The organism is Pseudoxanthomonas sp. 68-E7 (genome assembly GCF_057773145.1).
Genome location: NZ_JBYMTI010000002.1, coordinates 552446 through 566533 on the forward strand (window position 1 = coordinate 552446; position 14088 = coordinate 566533).

The window sequence follows — 14088 nt, forward strand, 5'->3', positions numbered from 1 at the left end:
AGATTTCCGATGCCCCATCGTTCCGCGTTGTTCCTTGCCCTGTTCGCTGCCACCGCACTGTCCGCCTGCCAGGCGCGCGATGGCGATTCCCCGGCCCCCGCCGCGGCGAAGCCCGCGCCCGCGCAGGCGCCGGCCGCACGCGCGCTGTCCAGCGCCCTGGGCAGCATCCAGGTCACCGAACTGGCGCGCGGACTGGATCATCCGTGGGGACTGGCGCTGCTGCCGGAAGGCGGTTTCCTGGTCACCGAGCGCTCCGGACAATTGCGGCGGATCGGCGCCGACGGCGCCATTTCCGCGCCACTGACGGGCGTGCCCAAGGTCTTCGCCGAAGGCCAGGGTGGCCTGCTGGACGTGGTTCTCGCGCCCGACTTCGCCAGCAGCCGGCGCATCTACCTGAGCTTCGCCGAACCCGGCGACAACGGCACCGCGGGCACCGCGGTGGCCAGCGCCACGCTGGGCGCGGATGCGCTGACCGGGGTGAAGGTCATCTATCGGCAGGAACCCAAGCTGGACGGTCCCAACCATTTCGGTTCGCGGCTGGCCTTCGACGCCCAGGGCCATGTGTTCATCAGCCAGGGCGAACGCAACCATCGCCCGACGTCGCAGGAACTGGGCAAGCTACAAGGCAAGCTGGTGCGGTTGAACCTGGATGGCAGCGTGCCACAGGACAATCCCTTCGTCGGCAAGACCGGCGCGCGCCCGGAAATCTGGAGCTTCGGCCACCGCAACATGCAGGGCCTGGCCATCGATCCGCGCACCGGCAAATTGTGGGAGTCCGAGCACGGTCCGCGCGGCGGCGACGAAATCAACCTCCCGCGCCCCGGCCTCAACTATGGCTGGCCGATCATCACCCATGGCATCAACTACTCCGGGCTGCCGATTCCGGAAGCACAGGGGCGGGAAAAGACCGGCCTGGAAGCGCCCTACCACGTCTGGGAAAAATCGCCGGGCCTGAGCGGCATGGCGTTCTACACCGGCCATGCCGGTTCGCCATGGAACGACAGCCTCTTTCTGGGTTCGCTCGCCGAGCGCAACCTGATCCGCCTGGGGCTGGAGGGCGACCGGATCGTGTCCGAGGAACGGCTGCTCAACGAAATCGGCGAGCGCGTCCGCGACGTGCGGGTGGGTGCGGACGGCAAGGTCTACGTGCTGACCGACGAGAACGACGGCAAGCTGCTGCGGATCGCGCCGCCGGAGGCGCGGCCATGATCCGCGTGTCGTCCCTGCTGCTGGGCCTGGCCCTGCTGCCGCTGGCCGGCACCGCGCAGACGCCGTTGACCTTCGCCGAGGCCAAGGCGCAGGCGGATCGCGACGAAGCCTCGCTGGGCGCGACCGCGCGCGCGACGTTCCTGCAGGCGCAGTCACGGCAACTGGAGGCCAGCGTCGCCAACTGCGCCAACCCGGGCCACGACACGTCCGCCTTCGTCATCGTCGCCGAAATCGATGCGCGCGGCCGCATCACGCGGACCTGGCGCCAGGGCGATACCGCGCTGGCGACCTGCGTTGAAAAGGAACTCAACGGGCGCTTCCTGGAGCCACCGCCGCGCGCGCCCTTCCTGGCCGCGTTCGAACTGAGTTTCACCCCATGAACGGCGCCGACATCAACACGCTGTTGCGCGCACGGTTGCCGGAAGGCGCTCCCCTGCAGATTCCGCCGCCCTGCCTGGTCGACATGCAGGGCGAGGTCGTCGAATACGTCGAAGGACAAGTGCTGCGCATGCGATTCCCGGTGCTGCCGCGCTACCGGAATCCGATCGGCCACATGCAGGGCGGCTTCATCGTCGCGGCGCTGGACAATACGCTGGGCCCGTTTTCCTACCTGATCGCACCACCCAGCGCGACCACTTCGCTCAATACCCAGTATCTGCGCCCGGTGACGCCGGAGGTGCCATACATCGTCTGCGCCGCGCGACTGGTGGAACGCACGCGCGGCCAGTTGCACCTGGCCGGCGAAGCGCGTGGCCCCGACGACAAGGTGCTGGCCCTGTGCCAGGCGGTGTGCCAGATCCTGCCGACGCGTCCTGCTGCCTGATTTGGCCCTCGCGCCCCTGTGGGGGCGACGTCAGTCGCGACCGCAAACCCGGAAGCAGCCAGTTCCTGCGGTTCAACGCGAATGCGCGGATGACAGACAACCCAATCTTCCGGTCGCGACTGACGTCGCTCCTACGGCAGGGATGGGTTCAGAACAACTCGCCCTGCGGCGACACCGGCAGCGAATAGTCCAGCCTGCCCTCCACCAGCCGCGCGGCGGCGGTCAGCGGATGGATTTCGTGGCGCCCGCCATCGCGCAGGTGGACGACCTGCCAACCGTCGGCGGTGAATGCATCGGCGATCAATCCACGGTGGCAGGTGCGCCAGTCCGCCTCGGCGCAAAGGAACGCCGTCGGGCGGCGTGCCGCGAGTTCGGCCAGCGTGGCGCGGGCATCGATGAAGGCCGGCGTCTGCATGTAGTCCGCATAGCCGCGGAATCCGGGTTGACGCCAGGCCGTGTTGACCGAATCCGGGCGCGGTTCGCGCCGTCCGCCCAGCGAAGGCATCGGCCGGTAGTCGATGTCCCGTTCCGACAGGCCACGCAACAGCGACGCACCCGCGAACTGTGGATGGCGCTGCGAGGCGGCATAGCGGCGCACGTCGACGACGACCTCGATGCCGGCGTCGGCCAGGATCGCCATGAACGCCTCCCAGTCATGGCTGGAATGGCCGATCGTCCAGATGCGTCGCGTCGCCTCAGGCAAGCTCGAAACGATCCGCATCCAGCATCGCGGGAAAATGCTCGCGATGCGCCGACAGCGCTTCCGCCGAGATGGTAGTGGTGGCGACGCCCTCGCCCGGTCCCAGTTCCACCTGCGGCTGGCCCAGGAAATCGATCACCGCGCTGTCGCCGGAATAGTCCAGGTTGTTGCCGTCGGTGCCGGCACGATTGACCGCGGCGACGAAGCACAGGTTCTCGATGGCCCGCGCGCGCAGCAGCGTGCGCCAGGCGTGGGCCCGCGCCGCAGGCCAGTTGGCGACGAAAATCTGCAGATCGAAGTCCAGTTGCCCGGGCCGCTCGACGTCGTAGCGGTTGCGGCAGAACACCGGGAAGCGCAGGTCGTAGCAGACCTGCGGATTGATCCGCCAGCCCTTCCATTCCACGCTCAATCGCTCCCGGCCCGCGGCGTAGCGCTTGTGCTCATTCGCGTAACGGAACAGGTGGCGCTTGTCGTAGCTGTGCAGCGTCCCGTCGGGCGTCGCCCACAGCAGGCGATTGAACACGCCTTCGTCCGTGCGCAGCTGGACGCTGCCGGTGACCGCCGCGTCGAGCTTGCGGGCCTGCTCGCGGATCCAGGCGACCGTCTCCCCGTCCATGCCCTCGGCGCGATCGATGGCGTCGTTGCTGAAGCCGCTGGTGAAGGTCTCCGGCAGGATCACCAGATCCGTGGTTCCGGCCAGCGGCGCGATCAGATCGCCGTAGTAGGCGCGGTTGCCGGCGGGATCGTGCCAGCGGGTGATGCCCTGGACGAGGGAAAGGCGCAGGTCCTGCATGGGGGTCTGGATCCGTTTGTCAGGGAAGGCTACAGCTTCTTAAGGCGTTCGATGGCGGCGTCGAGGGTGGCCGCGTTCTTGGCGAAACACAGCCGCGCCAGACGCTGGCCGGTGGGCGGCGCCTCGTAGAACGGCGACAGCGGAATCGCGGTGACGCCGTGCTCGATGGTCAGCCAACGCACGAACTCGATGTCCGGCAGATCGCTCACCGCCGAGTAGTCCACCAGCTGGAAATACCCGCCCGGCACCGGCAGCGGCTTGAGTCGGGTTTCCAGCAGCTGCGCGCGGAAGCGATCGCGCTTTTCCTGGTAGAACGCACCCAGTTGCTCGTAGTGTTCCGGTTCGTCGCGGATCATCGCCGCGAACGCATGCTGGGCTGGCGCGAAGGTGCAGAACACGTTGTACTGGTGGACCTTGCGGAATTCGGCGCTGAGCGCGGGCGGCGCGATCGCGTAGCCGATTTTCCAGCCGGTGCAGTGGTAGGTCTTGCCGAAGCTGGATACCACGAAGGCACGCTCGGCCAGTTCCGGGTAGCGCAGCACCGATTCATGGCGGCGGCCGTCGAACACGATGTGCTCGTAGACCTCGTCGGAGATCAGGTAGATGCCGGTGTCGCGCAGCAGGTCGGCCAGCGTGCGCAGATCCGCTTCATCCAGCATGGCCCCGGACGGATTGTGCGGGCTGTTGATGATCAGCAGGCGGGTGCGCGGCGTGATCGCCGCCTTGACCTGATTCCAGTCGACCGCGAAAGTCTGCGGATCCAGCGCGACGTGCACCGCGCGCGCGCCGGCCAGATCGATTGCCGGCTCATAACTGTCGTAGGCCGGGTCCAGCACGATCACTTCCTCGCCCGGGCGCACCACCGCGTGGATGGCGTTGAACAGTGCCTCGGTGGCGCCGCTGGTCACGGTGATCTCGGTATCCGGATTGACCTGGCGGCCGTAGCAGCGCAGCGCCTTTTCGGCGACAGCTTGGCGCAGCGGGGCGACGCCGGTCATCGGCGCGTACTGGTTGTGGCCCTCGCGCATGGCGCGATCCAGTTCGTCGACCAGTCGCTGCGGCACCGCGAAATCGGGAAAGCCCTGCCCCAGGTTGACCGCGGCATGCTCGGCGGCCAACTGCGACATGACGGTGAAGATGGTGGTGCCCACCTTGGGCAACTTGGTTTCGAGTGGCATCCGCCGGTCCGGTCTCACAGGGGGACTGCGGAGTGTACGCAATGACGGTGTCCGGCGATGATGGGGCCATGAACGGATACAGCGTTCCCGATCCGGAAAAATGCCGGCTGGCACGCGCCTGGTGCGCCGCCCGCTACGAAGCGCGGGTGGGTGCGGGCGCCTTTCCGCTGCGGATAGGCGAACCCGCTCCCGCGCTGGAACGGCAGCTCTCCGCGGAGTGCTATCTATGGATCACCGCCTGGAATCCGCCGCTGGCCGCCCGCAGCGCGGAACGGAACCGGCAGGCCGACCAGCGCCTCGTGGCCTGGCTGCGGGAAGCCGGCCGTGCGTACGTCCCTGCCAGCGCCAGCGACGATGAGGGCCGCTGGCACGAACCGGGCTGGCTGGTGCTGGATCTGGCCCGCGACCAGGCCGACGCGCTCGCGCGGGCCTTCTCCCAGGGCGGCATCCTGTATTGGCGGCATGCGCAGCCGGTGCGCCTGCGCTTGATGTGGCCGGCGCCGCCGGGCGTGTCCCGGCTCTCCGGACTCGCCGGCGTCGAGTGGGTCGGCTGAGCCCCGTGGGCGGCGTGAAGGCTCGCATACAATAGCCGGCTGATTGCCCGCCCGAGACCCGCCTTCCCGCGAAGGCTCCGCCTGATGATCGATTCCGTTCCGAACCACCCGCCGCTGCTGGCCGCCCATGGCCTGGCCTTCTCGCGCAACGACGAACCGGTGTTCGGCCCGCTGGAATTCGCGGTGGATGCCGGCGAGGCGCTGCTCGTCCAGGGCGGCAACGGCGCCGGCAAGACCACCCTGCTGCGCGTGCTGGCCGGGCTGCTGCGCGCGGACCGCGGCGACATCACCATCGACGGACGCGCCGCCAATGCCACCCAGCGTTCGCGCGCCATCGCCTACCTGGGTCATCTGCCGGCGCTGAAGGCGGATCTGGATACGCTGGAAAACCTCAACTTCCTGTGCGGCCTGCACGGCCGCCGCGCCCGCCAGATGCCGGGCAACGCGCTGGCGATGGTCGGCCTGGCCGGCTACGAGGACGCGCTGGCACGGCAGCTCTCGGCGGGGCAGAAAAAGCGCCTTTCGCTGGCGCGCCTGTGGCTGTCGCCCGCGCCGCTGTGGCTGCTGGACGAGCCCTACGCCAATCTCGATCTGGAAGGCATCAACCTGGTCAACCGGATGATTTCCGCCCACCTGCGCAGCGGTGGCGCCGCCCTGGTCACCACCCACGGTGCCTACGCCGCGCCGCCGGTGCAGACCCGCATGCTGATGCTGGGAGGTGCGGCATGAGCACGCCGGGCCTGTTCGCGTCGGCCTCGGCGCTGGTGGTGCGCGACCTGCGTTTGATGTGGCGCCGCCGAGGCGACTCCCTGCAACCGGCGTTGTTCGCCCTGCTGGTGGTGGTGGTGTTCGCGCTGGGGCTGGGCGGTGAACCGGACGCGCTCGGCAAGGTGGCCTCGGCGGTGATCTGGGTGGCGGTGCTGCTGGCCGGCCTGCTGTCGCTGGATACCCTGTTTCGTGGCGATGCCGAGGACGGTTCGCTGGAGCAATGGATCCTGGCGCCGGTGCCGCTGGCCTGGCTGGTCGCGGTACGCGTACTGACCCACTGGGCGACCACCGCGCTGCCGCTGATCCTCGTCACCCCGCTGCTCGGCGAACTGCTGCACCTGCCGCGCGCGCAGTTGCCGGCACTGCTGGCCTCCCTGGCGCTGGGCACGCCGCTGCTGAGCCTGCTCGGCGCCGTGGTCGCGGCGTTGACGGTCGGCATGCGACGCTCGGGCATCCTGGTCGCGTTGCTGGCATTGCCGCTGTACGTGCCGATCCTGGTGTTCGGCGCGGGCAGCGTCGCCGCCAGTGCCCAGGGCCTGGACGGCAGTGGCGCCCTGTTGCTGCTCGGCGCCGGACTGGTGCTGTCGCTGGTGCTGGCACCATGGACGGCCGCGGCCGCGATCCGCATCGCCCTCAACTGATTCCATCCCGCCCATGACGGATTTCCCCGGCCATCCGCACTACCCGTCCGACAAGGGCTCCCGCCCGCGCAGCGACGTGTCGGGACGGGTGGAGCTGCGCATCGAGAAGTTCATCGAGGCGGCGACCGAGGTATTCCTGGAAAAGGGATACCGCAATGCGCGCCTGAACGACGTGGTCGCGCGCTCGGGCGGTTCGCTGTCCACGCTCTACAACGCGTTCGGCGACAAGCACGGCCTTGCGCTGGCAATCATGAAGCGCAGCATCGCCGCGTTCGGCGAAGGGCTGGAAATGCTGTACCGCTCCGACCTGCCGCCGGAACAGGCGTTGCCGCTGGCCGCCGAGCGCATGGTCGAGGAGATCCTGTCTCCCGGCCGGATCGTCACCCATCGCATCGTGATCGGCGAAGGCCTGTGCTTTCCCGAACTCCGCGACTGGTTCATGGAACACGGCGTGACGCCCGCCGAGCGCCTGCTCACCCAGTACTTCGAGCGCGAAAAGCGCAGCGGGCGGCTGATCCTCGAACATCCGGCGCTCGTCGCGGATCGCTTCTACATGATGGTGTTCGGCGGGGTCATCCTGCGCTCGGTCAACGGCCGCATCGGCGTGGCCGACAAACCGCGGGTGAAGGTGGAAGCCTGCGAGGCGGTGTCGATCTTCCTGGAAGGCGTGCTGCCGCGCGCCTGAGCGGTTTTCCCGCTCGGGGGGAATTGCGATCGGCACTATCCGGGAACGTAGCAAGAGCCGTTGGCATTCGCGCTTTCATGCTGCACTGCAACTTGATCTTCCTTCTTCATTCACTCAGCGTTTATCGTAATGAACGTTACAAGCCCTGCGGCTAGCCAGCCTTGGTCAGCCAGGCGCAAGGGAGAGAAGGATGCGGCGCGCACTATTGGGTCTGATGTTTGTCTTGGCGGCGGTGGCCATGCTCGGAGCGAGCTGGCTGGCGCCGGTGATGGCGCAGAGCGCCCCCACCGGGTTTGATCCCTCGAAACTGCCCGGCACCCATTTCGGCAGCCAGGACGGCGTCGCCCACGACTTCGCCGATGCACCCGGTTTCGCCTTCGCGACCGTGCCCGCGAATCCGCTGCAGCCGACCGCCAAACCGATCGGCGAAGCCACCTGCACGGCGTGCCATTCCAAGGAACAGGACAACTTCGCCCACAGCGTGCACGCGCTGGGCATGCAGGTCGCGCAGCAGGCCAATCCGGCCACCCCGACCTGCGAGGCCTGCCACGGACCCGGCTCGGCGCATGCGCAGAACCCGACCGCCAAGGGCAGCATCATCGCCTTCACCCATGACGGCGGCACGCCGGTGTCGGCGCAGACCGGCAGTTGCCTGGGTTGCCATGCGGGCGGGCCGCGCGACAGCTGGCTGGGTTCGGTGCACCAGCGCAACGATCTGTCGTGCAGCGATTGCCACAACCCGATGGCGCGCCTGTCCGCCGAGGGCCTGACCGCGCGCCAGTCGGTCAGCGAGACCTGCGCGACCTGCCACAAGGATGTGCGCCAGCAGTTCAACCGCCGCTCGCACATGCCGCTGCCGGAAGGCGAGATGACCTGCGCGGATTGCCACAATCCGCATGGCACGCTCAACGCCTCGCTGCTCAAGACCGACACGGTCAATGAAACCTGTTACCAGTGCCACGCGGAGAAGCGCGGTCCGTTCCTGTTCGAACACGCGCCGGTGCGCGAAAGCTGCCTGAACTGCCATACCCCGCATGGCTCCAACCAGCATGCGCTGCTGGTGGCGCCGGTGCCGATGCTGTGCCAGCAGTGCCACTCGCACACGCGCCATCCGAACGATCTGTTGACCAGCGCGTCGCTGGGCACCGGTCCGGCACCGGACGAGCGCCTGATGGGACGCGGCTGCCTGACCTGCCACGCGCAGATCCACGGCTCCAACCACCCGTCCGGTCCCCGTCTCCACAAGTAGCGGAGGGAACATGATCGTCTCGACCTTCCGCACGTCCCGTCCGCCGCGACTGGCCGTGCTGGCCCTGGCGCTGTCCCTGGCCGGCCTGGCCCAGGCGCAGGACAGCGGCGTGGGCACGGATCTGCATTTCGGCAACGCGCTGGACCCCACCGGCATGCGCGGCATCGGCTGCGACGCCGACGGGATGAGCTGGCTGCGCGCCGGCTCGCGGCGTACGCCGACCGGCTTCCTCTACCCCTGCGCGCCGGCGTGGCCGGAACTGAAACCACACGGCGAGTGGGCCTATGAGGGCAGCGTCGGCCTCGGCTACCTGCATGTCTCCGGCGACGAACGCGCGACCCAGTGGCGCCGCTTCAACGATTTCGACGACGGCGTGATGGTGGATGCGCGCTTCCGCCTGCAGCGCGCCAGCGATGGCAGCTATCTGGATTTTCGCGCCAGCCGCATCAACGAGCACAACCAGTTCTACCGTGCGGTGTTCGGCCGTGCCGGCAAATTCCGCGTGCAGGCCTTCGTGCGCAGCCAGCCCAACGTGACCAGTGGAAATGCGCGTTCGATCTGGAACGGCGTCGGCACCCAGCACCTCACCCTGGCGGGCGGCCTCACCCCGGCCGCCAGCACGCCGGCGCAGGTCGCCGCCGTGGCCGGCGCGCAGCCGGAACGGTTCCTGCGCGTGGTCCGCGACAAGCAGGGGCTGGGCATCAACTATTTCATCAACCCGCGCTGGGCCGCGTACTTCAACGCCAGCCATGAACAGCGCGAAGGCGCGCGCCCGTTCGGCGGGCCGTTCTTCTTCAACTACCCGTTCCCCGCCAACGGCGGCATCTACGAGATCCCGCGCCCCATCGACGACAGCACCGTCAACGTCAACGGCGGCGTGCGCTTCACCGGCAACCTGTGGCGGATGGATGTCAGCTATACCGGTTCGTTCTTCCGCAACCGCTTCAACGGCTATGACTACCAGGTCCCGTTCGGCCTGTACTCGGTGGTGCCGGGCGTAACCCCGCCACCGCGCACCAGCGGCGAATTCGCCTACGAACCGGACAACAATTACCACCAGTTGCGCGCGGTGTTCACCCGCAAGCTGCCGTGGAATGGCGAGTTGACCTTCAACACCTCGCTGGGCACGATGCGCCAGAACGAACGCCTGCTGGCGCCGATGAACTGCCAGGGCCAGTTCGGCCTGCCGATCGGACCGGGCTTCCTGTTTGACTGCGCCGACTGGAACACGCCGGACGCGCTGTCGCGCAAGACCGCCGATCTCGGCATCGACACCCAGCGCCTGGACGTGCGTGCGGTGTTCCAGCCGCGCAGCACGCTGACGCTGCGTGGCCAGGCCAAGTACTACCGCGAGGACTACGACGGGACCTACCAGGCCTATAACCCGCTGACCGGCCAATGGGGCTACGTGGCCGAGAATGGATCACAGGGCAGCGTGGTGCCCGGCGAAGCCGGCGTGTGGGATCCGCTGCTCGCGCCCTCGGTCATCACCCGCGTGCGCAACCTGCCGCTGGACAAGGAAACCCAGGAGGTCTCCATGGGGCTGGACTGGCGCCCGAACGCGCGCCACACGCTGGGCGCGACCTACACCCATACCGCCATCGAGCGAGCGCATCGCGAGGTCGCGACCACCCGCGACGACAGCCTGCGCCTGACCTGGAACAACCGCGCCCGCGACTGGCTGACGCTGCGCGCCAACTACACCTACCTGGATCGCGGCGGCAGCCGCTATTTCTACGATCCCTACGAATTCACCTTCTCCACCGATCTGCCCGGTTTCCAGGAACCGGCCGGCGGCGTGCCCGCGCATACGGTGTCCGCCCTGCGCAAGTACGACCTCGCCAGCCGGACCCAGCACAAACTGGATCTGATGGCGACCTTCATCCTGCCGCGCGAAATGACCCTGTACGCGTCGGTGCGCGGCGAGCGCAACGACTACGACGCCGAACTGGGCCGGCAGGACTACGACACCCGCGGTGCCACCCTGCAATGGGAATGGCAGCCCGCCACCACCACCGTCGCCAGCGCCTGGCTCGGCTACGACCATTCGGACCTGGGCATCGCCAACGTCAACGACGGCACCCCCACTCCGGATCCCACGCTGGGCGGCCCGACCTATCCGCTGGCCAACCGCTGGTGGCTGGATGACATCCAGCGCAACCGCTACGCCGGCATCAACCTCAACCAGGCCATCGGGCGCGCCAGCCTGGACGTGGCCTGGAACTGGACCGACTCGCGCGGCACCACCCGCTACCGGTTCGCCTCGCCCGGCGCACTGGCCAATCCCGCGCTGGCGGCCTCGGCCGACGGCCGCTATCCGCCGATGCTCTACCGGGTCAATTCACTGTCGGTCGGATTGAGCTTCCCGGTCGGCCCACGCACGCGGATGCGGGTGTTCGATACCTACGAGCGTGGCCGGCTGTCGGACTGGCACTACCTGGGTTTCGACGAAACCCGCGTGTTCGATCATCGCGTCTACACCGACGGAGGGCCTGGGGACTATCGGGTCAACCTGGTCGGGGTGAGCGTGGAGGTGCTGCTGTGAAGACCTTCGGCATGCTCGCATTCGCCGTCGCGATGGTGCTGGGCGCAAGCCTGGCCGGTGCGGATGAACCCGCCGCCGCGCAGGATCCCGCGTCGTCGCAGGAGCCCGCTCCCGCATCGGAACCCGGCGAAGAAGCCATCGCCGCCGCCGCATCAGCGGGTCCCGGACCGGGCTACCGGGACCTGCGCCGGATCACGCTCCTGCAAGGCGATGCCGCCGCCGGAAAAGCCAAGTCCGAGCTCTGCGCCGCCTGCCACGGCGCCGCAGGCATCTCGATCGCGCCGAACTTCCCCAACCTGGCGGGCCAGCGCGCGGATTACCTGTACTGGGAACTGGTGGAGTACCAGAGCGGCGCGATGCCGGAATCGGCGATGACACCGCTGGCCGCCAGTCTGGGCGATCAGGACATGCGCGACCTCGCGCTCTACTACGCCAGCCTGCCGGCCGGCCGCGCGCCCGCGCAGGAAGAAGCGCCGGCGCCGGATGCGGCCCTGCTGGAACGGGGCCGGCAACTGTTCATGGAAGGCGAACCCGGCAAGGGACTGCCCCCCTGCCAGGGCTGTCATGGCGCCGATGCCGGCGGCCACCCGCTCGCTTCGCGGGTGGATCGGGCAGGCCATGCGCCCTGGGCTGCGTATCCGGCGCTGCGCGGCCAGAATGCGATATACCTGCAACTGCGCCTCAACGCCTTCCGCACCGGGCAGCTTCATCATTCCACCAACGATTTCGTGATGGCGGGCGTCGGCCAGCGGCTGGACGACGACAGCATTTCCGCCCTGTCGGCCTGGCTGGCCTCACAGGGCCCCTGACCCGGCCATCTCCCGTTCAATTCAACCCTACATAATTCAACCCCCACGTTCCGGAGAATCGCCATGAACCGCCTCGCCCTGCTTGCCGTGCTCGCCCTGTCCGCCTCGCCGCTGGCCGCCCGCGCCGCCACCTGTTCGGTGGACCTGGAAGGCAACGACGCCATGAAGTACAACCTGGCCAACATCGACGTCAGCAAGAGCTGCAAGACCTTCACCATCAACCTCAAGCACACCGGCAAACTGGCCAGGAACGTGATGGGCCACAACGTCGTCATCGCCAAGACCGCCGACATCGCCGGCATCGATACGGACGGCATCAAGGCGGGCCTGGCGGCCGACTACATCAAGGCCGGCGACACCCGCGTCATCGCCCACAGCAAGGTGGTCGGCGGCGGCGAAAGCACCTCGGTCCAGATTCCGGTCGCCAAGCTGGCCGGCGGCCCGTTCTCGTTCTTCTGCAGCTTTCCCGGCCATTCCGCGCTGATGAAGGGCACCCTGACCCTCAAGCCTTGACCCGGGTCAAGACCAGCGGGGCCCCGCGCGGTTGGCGCGGCGGCCCCAAGTCTGGGAAAATGGGGTGATTTCACAGAACAGAGCTGCGGAGCGTGCCAGGGAGGTACGCTCCATCGACCGCGAGCGATGAAACACCTTCCATGAATCCCCTCGTCCGCTGGTTCCACCAACTCGGTTCGCCGCCCTATTTCGATCGCTTCGCCGCCCGCTGGACGCCCTGGTGCTACCTGGCGGCGATGGTGCTGTTCGGCTTCGGCCTATGGCAGGCGCTGTTCGTGGTGCCGGCCGACTACCAGCAGAGCGACAGCTTCCGCATCCTCTACATCCACGTGCCGTCGGCCTGGATGAGCTTGTTCGTGTTCGGCCTGATGGCGTTCTATGCGGCCATCGCGCTGATCTGGCGGATCAAGCTGTGCGAGATCCTGGCCATGGCCTGCGCGCCGATCGGCGCCGGCTTCACCATCATCACCCTGGCGACCGGCTCCATCTGGGGCAAGCCGATGTGGGGGACATGGTGGGACTGGGATCCGCGCCTGACCACCGAGCTGATCCTGCTGTTCCTGTACCTGGGCGTGATGGGCCTGTACAACGCCATCGATGATCGCCGCGCCGCCGCGCGCGCGGCCGGCCTGCTGTCGATCGTCGGCGTGGCGCTGCTGCCGATCATCCGCTACTCGGTGGTGTGGTGGAATTCGCTGCACCAGGGCCAGACCATCAGCCTGATGGGCGGCTCGCGGATGGATCCGAGCATGATGCTGCCGCTGTGGCTGATGGTGGCAGCCACCAAGTTCTGGTTCGCCGGCTCGCTGCTGGCCCGGGCCCGCGCGGACAATCTCCGCCGCGAGGCCGGCAAGGACTGGGTCGCCCGACTGGCCGGAACCAAACCATGAACTACCTGTCCTATGTCGTCGGCGCGTACGCCGTGTTCGCCATCGTGCTGCTGTGGGATTTTGTCGCCCCGCGCCTGCAGATCCGCCGCGAGTTGCGCGCCGCCCGCCTGCGCGCCGCGCGCGAAGCCCGCGCCGCCGCGCCCTCGCCGCTGGAGTTGAACCGATGAATCCCGTCCGTCGCCGCCGCCTGATCTGGGTGCTGCTGCTGGTGCTCGCCGCCGGCATCGCCGCCTCGCTGATCGCGATGGCCCTGCAACGCAACGTCGCCTACCTGTACACGCCGGCCGAAGTGCTGCGTGGCGAAGCCGGCGAGCATGCGCGCTTCCGCCTGGGCGGCATGGTCGAGAAGGGGTCGTTCCGGCGCGAAACCGGATCCCTGCAGGCCCATTTCCGGGTCACCGACGGCGATGCGCAGTTGCCGGTGGTCTACGACCGCATCCTCCCGGACCTGTTCCGCGAAGGCCAGGCGGTGGTGGCGACCGGCTCGATGAAGGACGGCGTGTTCGTGGCCGAGGATGTGCTGGCCAAGCACGACGAGACCTACATGCCCAAGGAAGTGGCCGACAAGATGGGCAAGGCGCACCAGAAGCACGACGTGCCGGCCGTGCCCGCGGCGGAGTCGGCGAATTGAGCCAACGCGCGCTTCGCCAGGCCGCGCATCCGCGCGTGCGTTTCCATCATCGCGTTGCAGCCGCGGCTGCGGGCATCCCCCTTCCCCCTTCCGGACGCCG

General features: G+C 68.2%; 17 protein-coding genes. 14 read left to right on the plus strand and 3 right to left on the minus strand.

The window, feature by feature from the left end:
• Positions 1–9: 9 nt before the first annotated feature.
• Genes AC3DE2_RS07055 through AC3DE2_RS07065 form a run of 3 tightly spaced genes read left to right on the plus strand, consistent with a single transcriptional unit; the run spans position 10 to position 2032 of the window.
• Positions 10–1209: a PQQ-dependent sugar dehydrogenase gene (locus AC3DE2_RS07055; RefSeq protein ID WP_488425605.1), complete on the plus strand. Its 1200-nt coding sequence runs from the start codon at positions 10–12 to the stop codon at positions 1207–1209.
• Complete coding sequence (locus tag AC3DE2_RS07060) at positions 1206–1589, plus strand: hypothetical protein (RefSeq protein WP_295377195.1); 384 nt, start codon at positions 1206–1208, stop codon at positions 1587–1589. The genes AC3DE2_RS07055 and AC3DE2_RS07060 overlap by 4 nt, the downstream gene beginning before the upstream one ends.
• The gene (locus AC3DE2_RS07065; protein ID WP_488425606.1) at positions 1586–2032 is read left to right on the plus strand and encodes a PaaI family thioesterase; all 447 of its coding nucleotides are present in this window, start codon (positions 1586–1588) and stop codon (positions 2030–2032) included. The genes AC3DE2_RS07060 and AC3DE2_RS07065 overlap by 4 nt, the downstream gene beginning before the upstream one ends.
• A 148-nt stretch (positions 2033–2180) precedes the next feature.
• On the opposite strand, the gene AC3DE2_RS07070 is transcribed toward AC3DE2_RS07065, so the two are convergent.
• From AC3DE2_RS07070 to AC3DE2_RS07080, 3 genes are read right to left on the minus strand one after another with little or no spacing between them, the layout of a single operon-like run.
• On the minus strand, positions 2181–2735 hold the full coding sequence (locus AC3DE2_RS07070; protein WP_488425607.1) for a DUF488 domain-containing protein: 555 nt from the start codon (positions 2733–2735) through the stop codon (positions 2181–2183).
• Positions 2728–3525, minus strand: coding sequence for an amidohydrolase (locus AC3DE2_RS07075; RefSeq protein WP_488425608.1), 798 nt, complete (start codon positions 3523–3525; stop codon positions 2728–2730). Before AC3DE2_RS07075 ends, AC3DE2_RS07070 begins: the two co-directional genes overlap by 8 nt.
• A gap of 29 nt (positions 3526–3554) precedes the next feature.
• Positions 3555–4703: a pyridoxal phosphate-dependent aminotransferase gene (locus AC3DE2_RS07080; protein ID WP_488425609.1), complete on the minus strand. Its 1149-nt coding sequence runs from the start codon at positions 4701–4703 to the stop codon at positions 3555–3557.
• 68 nt (positions 4704–4771) lie between these two features.
• Between AC3DE2_RS07080 and AC3DE2_RS07085 the strand changes: the two genes are divergently transcribed.
• The 11 genes from AC3DE2_RS07085 to ccmE all read left to right on the plus strand — a co-directional run bounded on the left by AC3DE2_RS07085 (position 4772) and on the right by ccmE (position 13988).
• Complete coding sequence (locus AC3DE2_RS07085) at positions 4772–5257, plus strand: DUF3293 domain-containing protein (protein ID WP_488425610.1); 486 nt, start codon at positions 4772–4774, stop codon at positions 5255–5257.
• A gap of 84 nt (positions 5258–5341) precedes the next feature.
• Positions 5342–5986: a heme ABC exporter ATP-binding protein CcmA gene (gene ccmA, locus AC3DE2_RS07090; RefSeq protein WP_295377179.1), complete on the plus strand. Its 645-nt coding sequence runs from the start codon at positions 5342–5344 to the stop codon at positions 5984–5986.
• Positions 5983–6666, plus strand: coding sequence for a heme exporter protein CcmB (gene ccmB, locus AC3DE2_RS07095; protein ID WP_295377176.1), 684 nt, complete (start codon positions 5983–5985; stop codon positions 6664–6666). Before ccmA ends, ccmB begins: the two co-directional genes overlap by 4 nt.
• Before the next feature lie 13 nt (positions 6667–6679).
• Positions 6680–7351, plus strand: a complete 672-nt coding sequence (locus AC3DE2_RS07100) for a TetR/AcrR family transcriptional regulator (RefSeq protein ID WP_295377174.1) — start codon at positions 6680–6682, stop codon at positions 7349–7351.
• A gap of 214 nt (positions 7352–7565) precedes the next feature.
• Positions 7566–8600 carry a DmsE family decaheme c-type cytochrome gene (locus AC3DE2_RS07105; protein WP_295377172.1) on the plus strand — a complete coding sequence of 345 codons (1035 nt, stop codon included), beginning with the start codon at positions 7566–7568 and terminating at the stop codon, positions 8598–8600.
• 10 nt (positions 8601–8610) lie between these two features.
• Positions 8611–11145 carry an MtrB/PioB family outer membrane beta-barrel protein gene (locus AC3DE2_RS07110; RefSeq protein WP_488425611.1) on the plus strand — a complete coding sequence of 845 codons (2535 nt, stop codon included), beginning with the start codon at positions 8611–8613 and terminating at the stop codon, positions 11143–11145.
• A gap of 11 nt (positions 11146–11156) precedes the next feature.
• Positions 11157–11954, plus strand: coding sequence for a c-type cytochrome (locus AC3DE2_RS07115; RefSeq protein ID WP_488425612.1), 798 nt, complete (start codon positions 11157–11159; stop codon positions 11952–11954).
• Between the two features lie 63 nt (positions 11955–12017).
• Positions 12018–12467, plus strand: a complete 450-nt coding sequence (azu, locus tag AC3DE2_RS07120; protein WP_295377165.1) for an azurin — start codon at positions 12018–12020, stop codon at positions 12465–12467.
• 140 nt (positions 12468–12607) lie between these two features.
• A complete protein-coding gene (ccmC, locus tag AC3DE2_RS07125) occupies positions 12608–13357 on the plus strand; it encodes a heme ABC transporter permease CcmC (RefSeq protein ID WP_488425613.1) in 750 nt (249 codons plus the stop codon).
• Positions 13354–13524, plus strand: coding sequence for a heme exporter protein CcmD (gene ccmD, locus AC3DE2_RS07130; protein ID WP_295377160.1), 171 nt, complete (start codon positions 13354–13356; stop codon positions 13522–13524). The genes ccmC and ccmD overlap by 4 nt, the downstream gene beginning before the upstream one ends.
• Positions 13521–13988, plus strand: coding sequence for a cytochrome c maturation protein CcmE (gene ccmE, locus AC3DE2_RS07135; protein WP_295377158.1), 468 nt, complete (start codon positions 13521–13523; stop codon positions 13986–13988). Before ccmD ends, ccmE begins: the two co-directional genes overlap by 4 nt.
• The last annotated feature ends 100 nt before the right edge of the window (positions 13989–14088 follow it).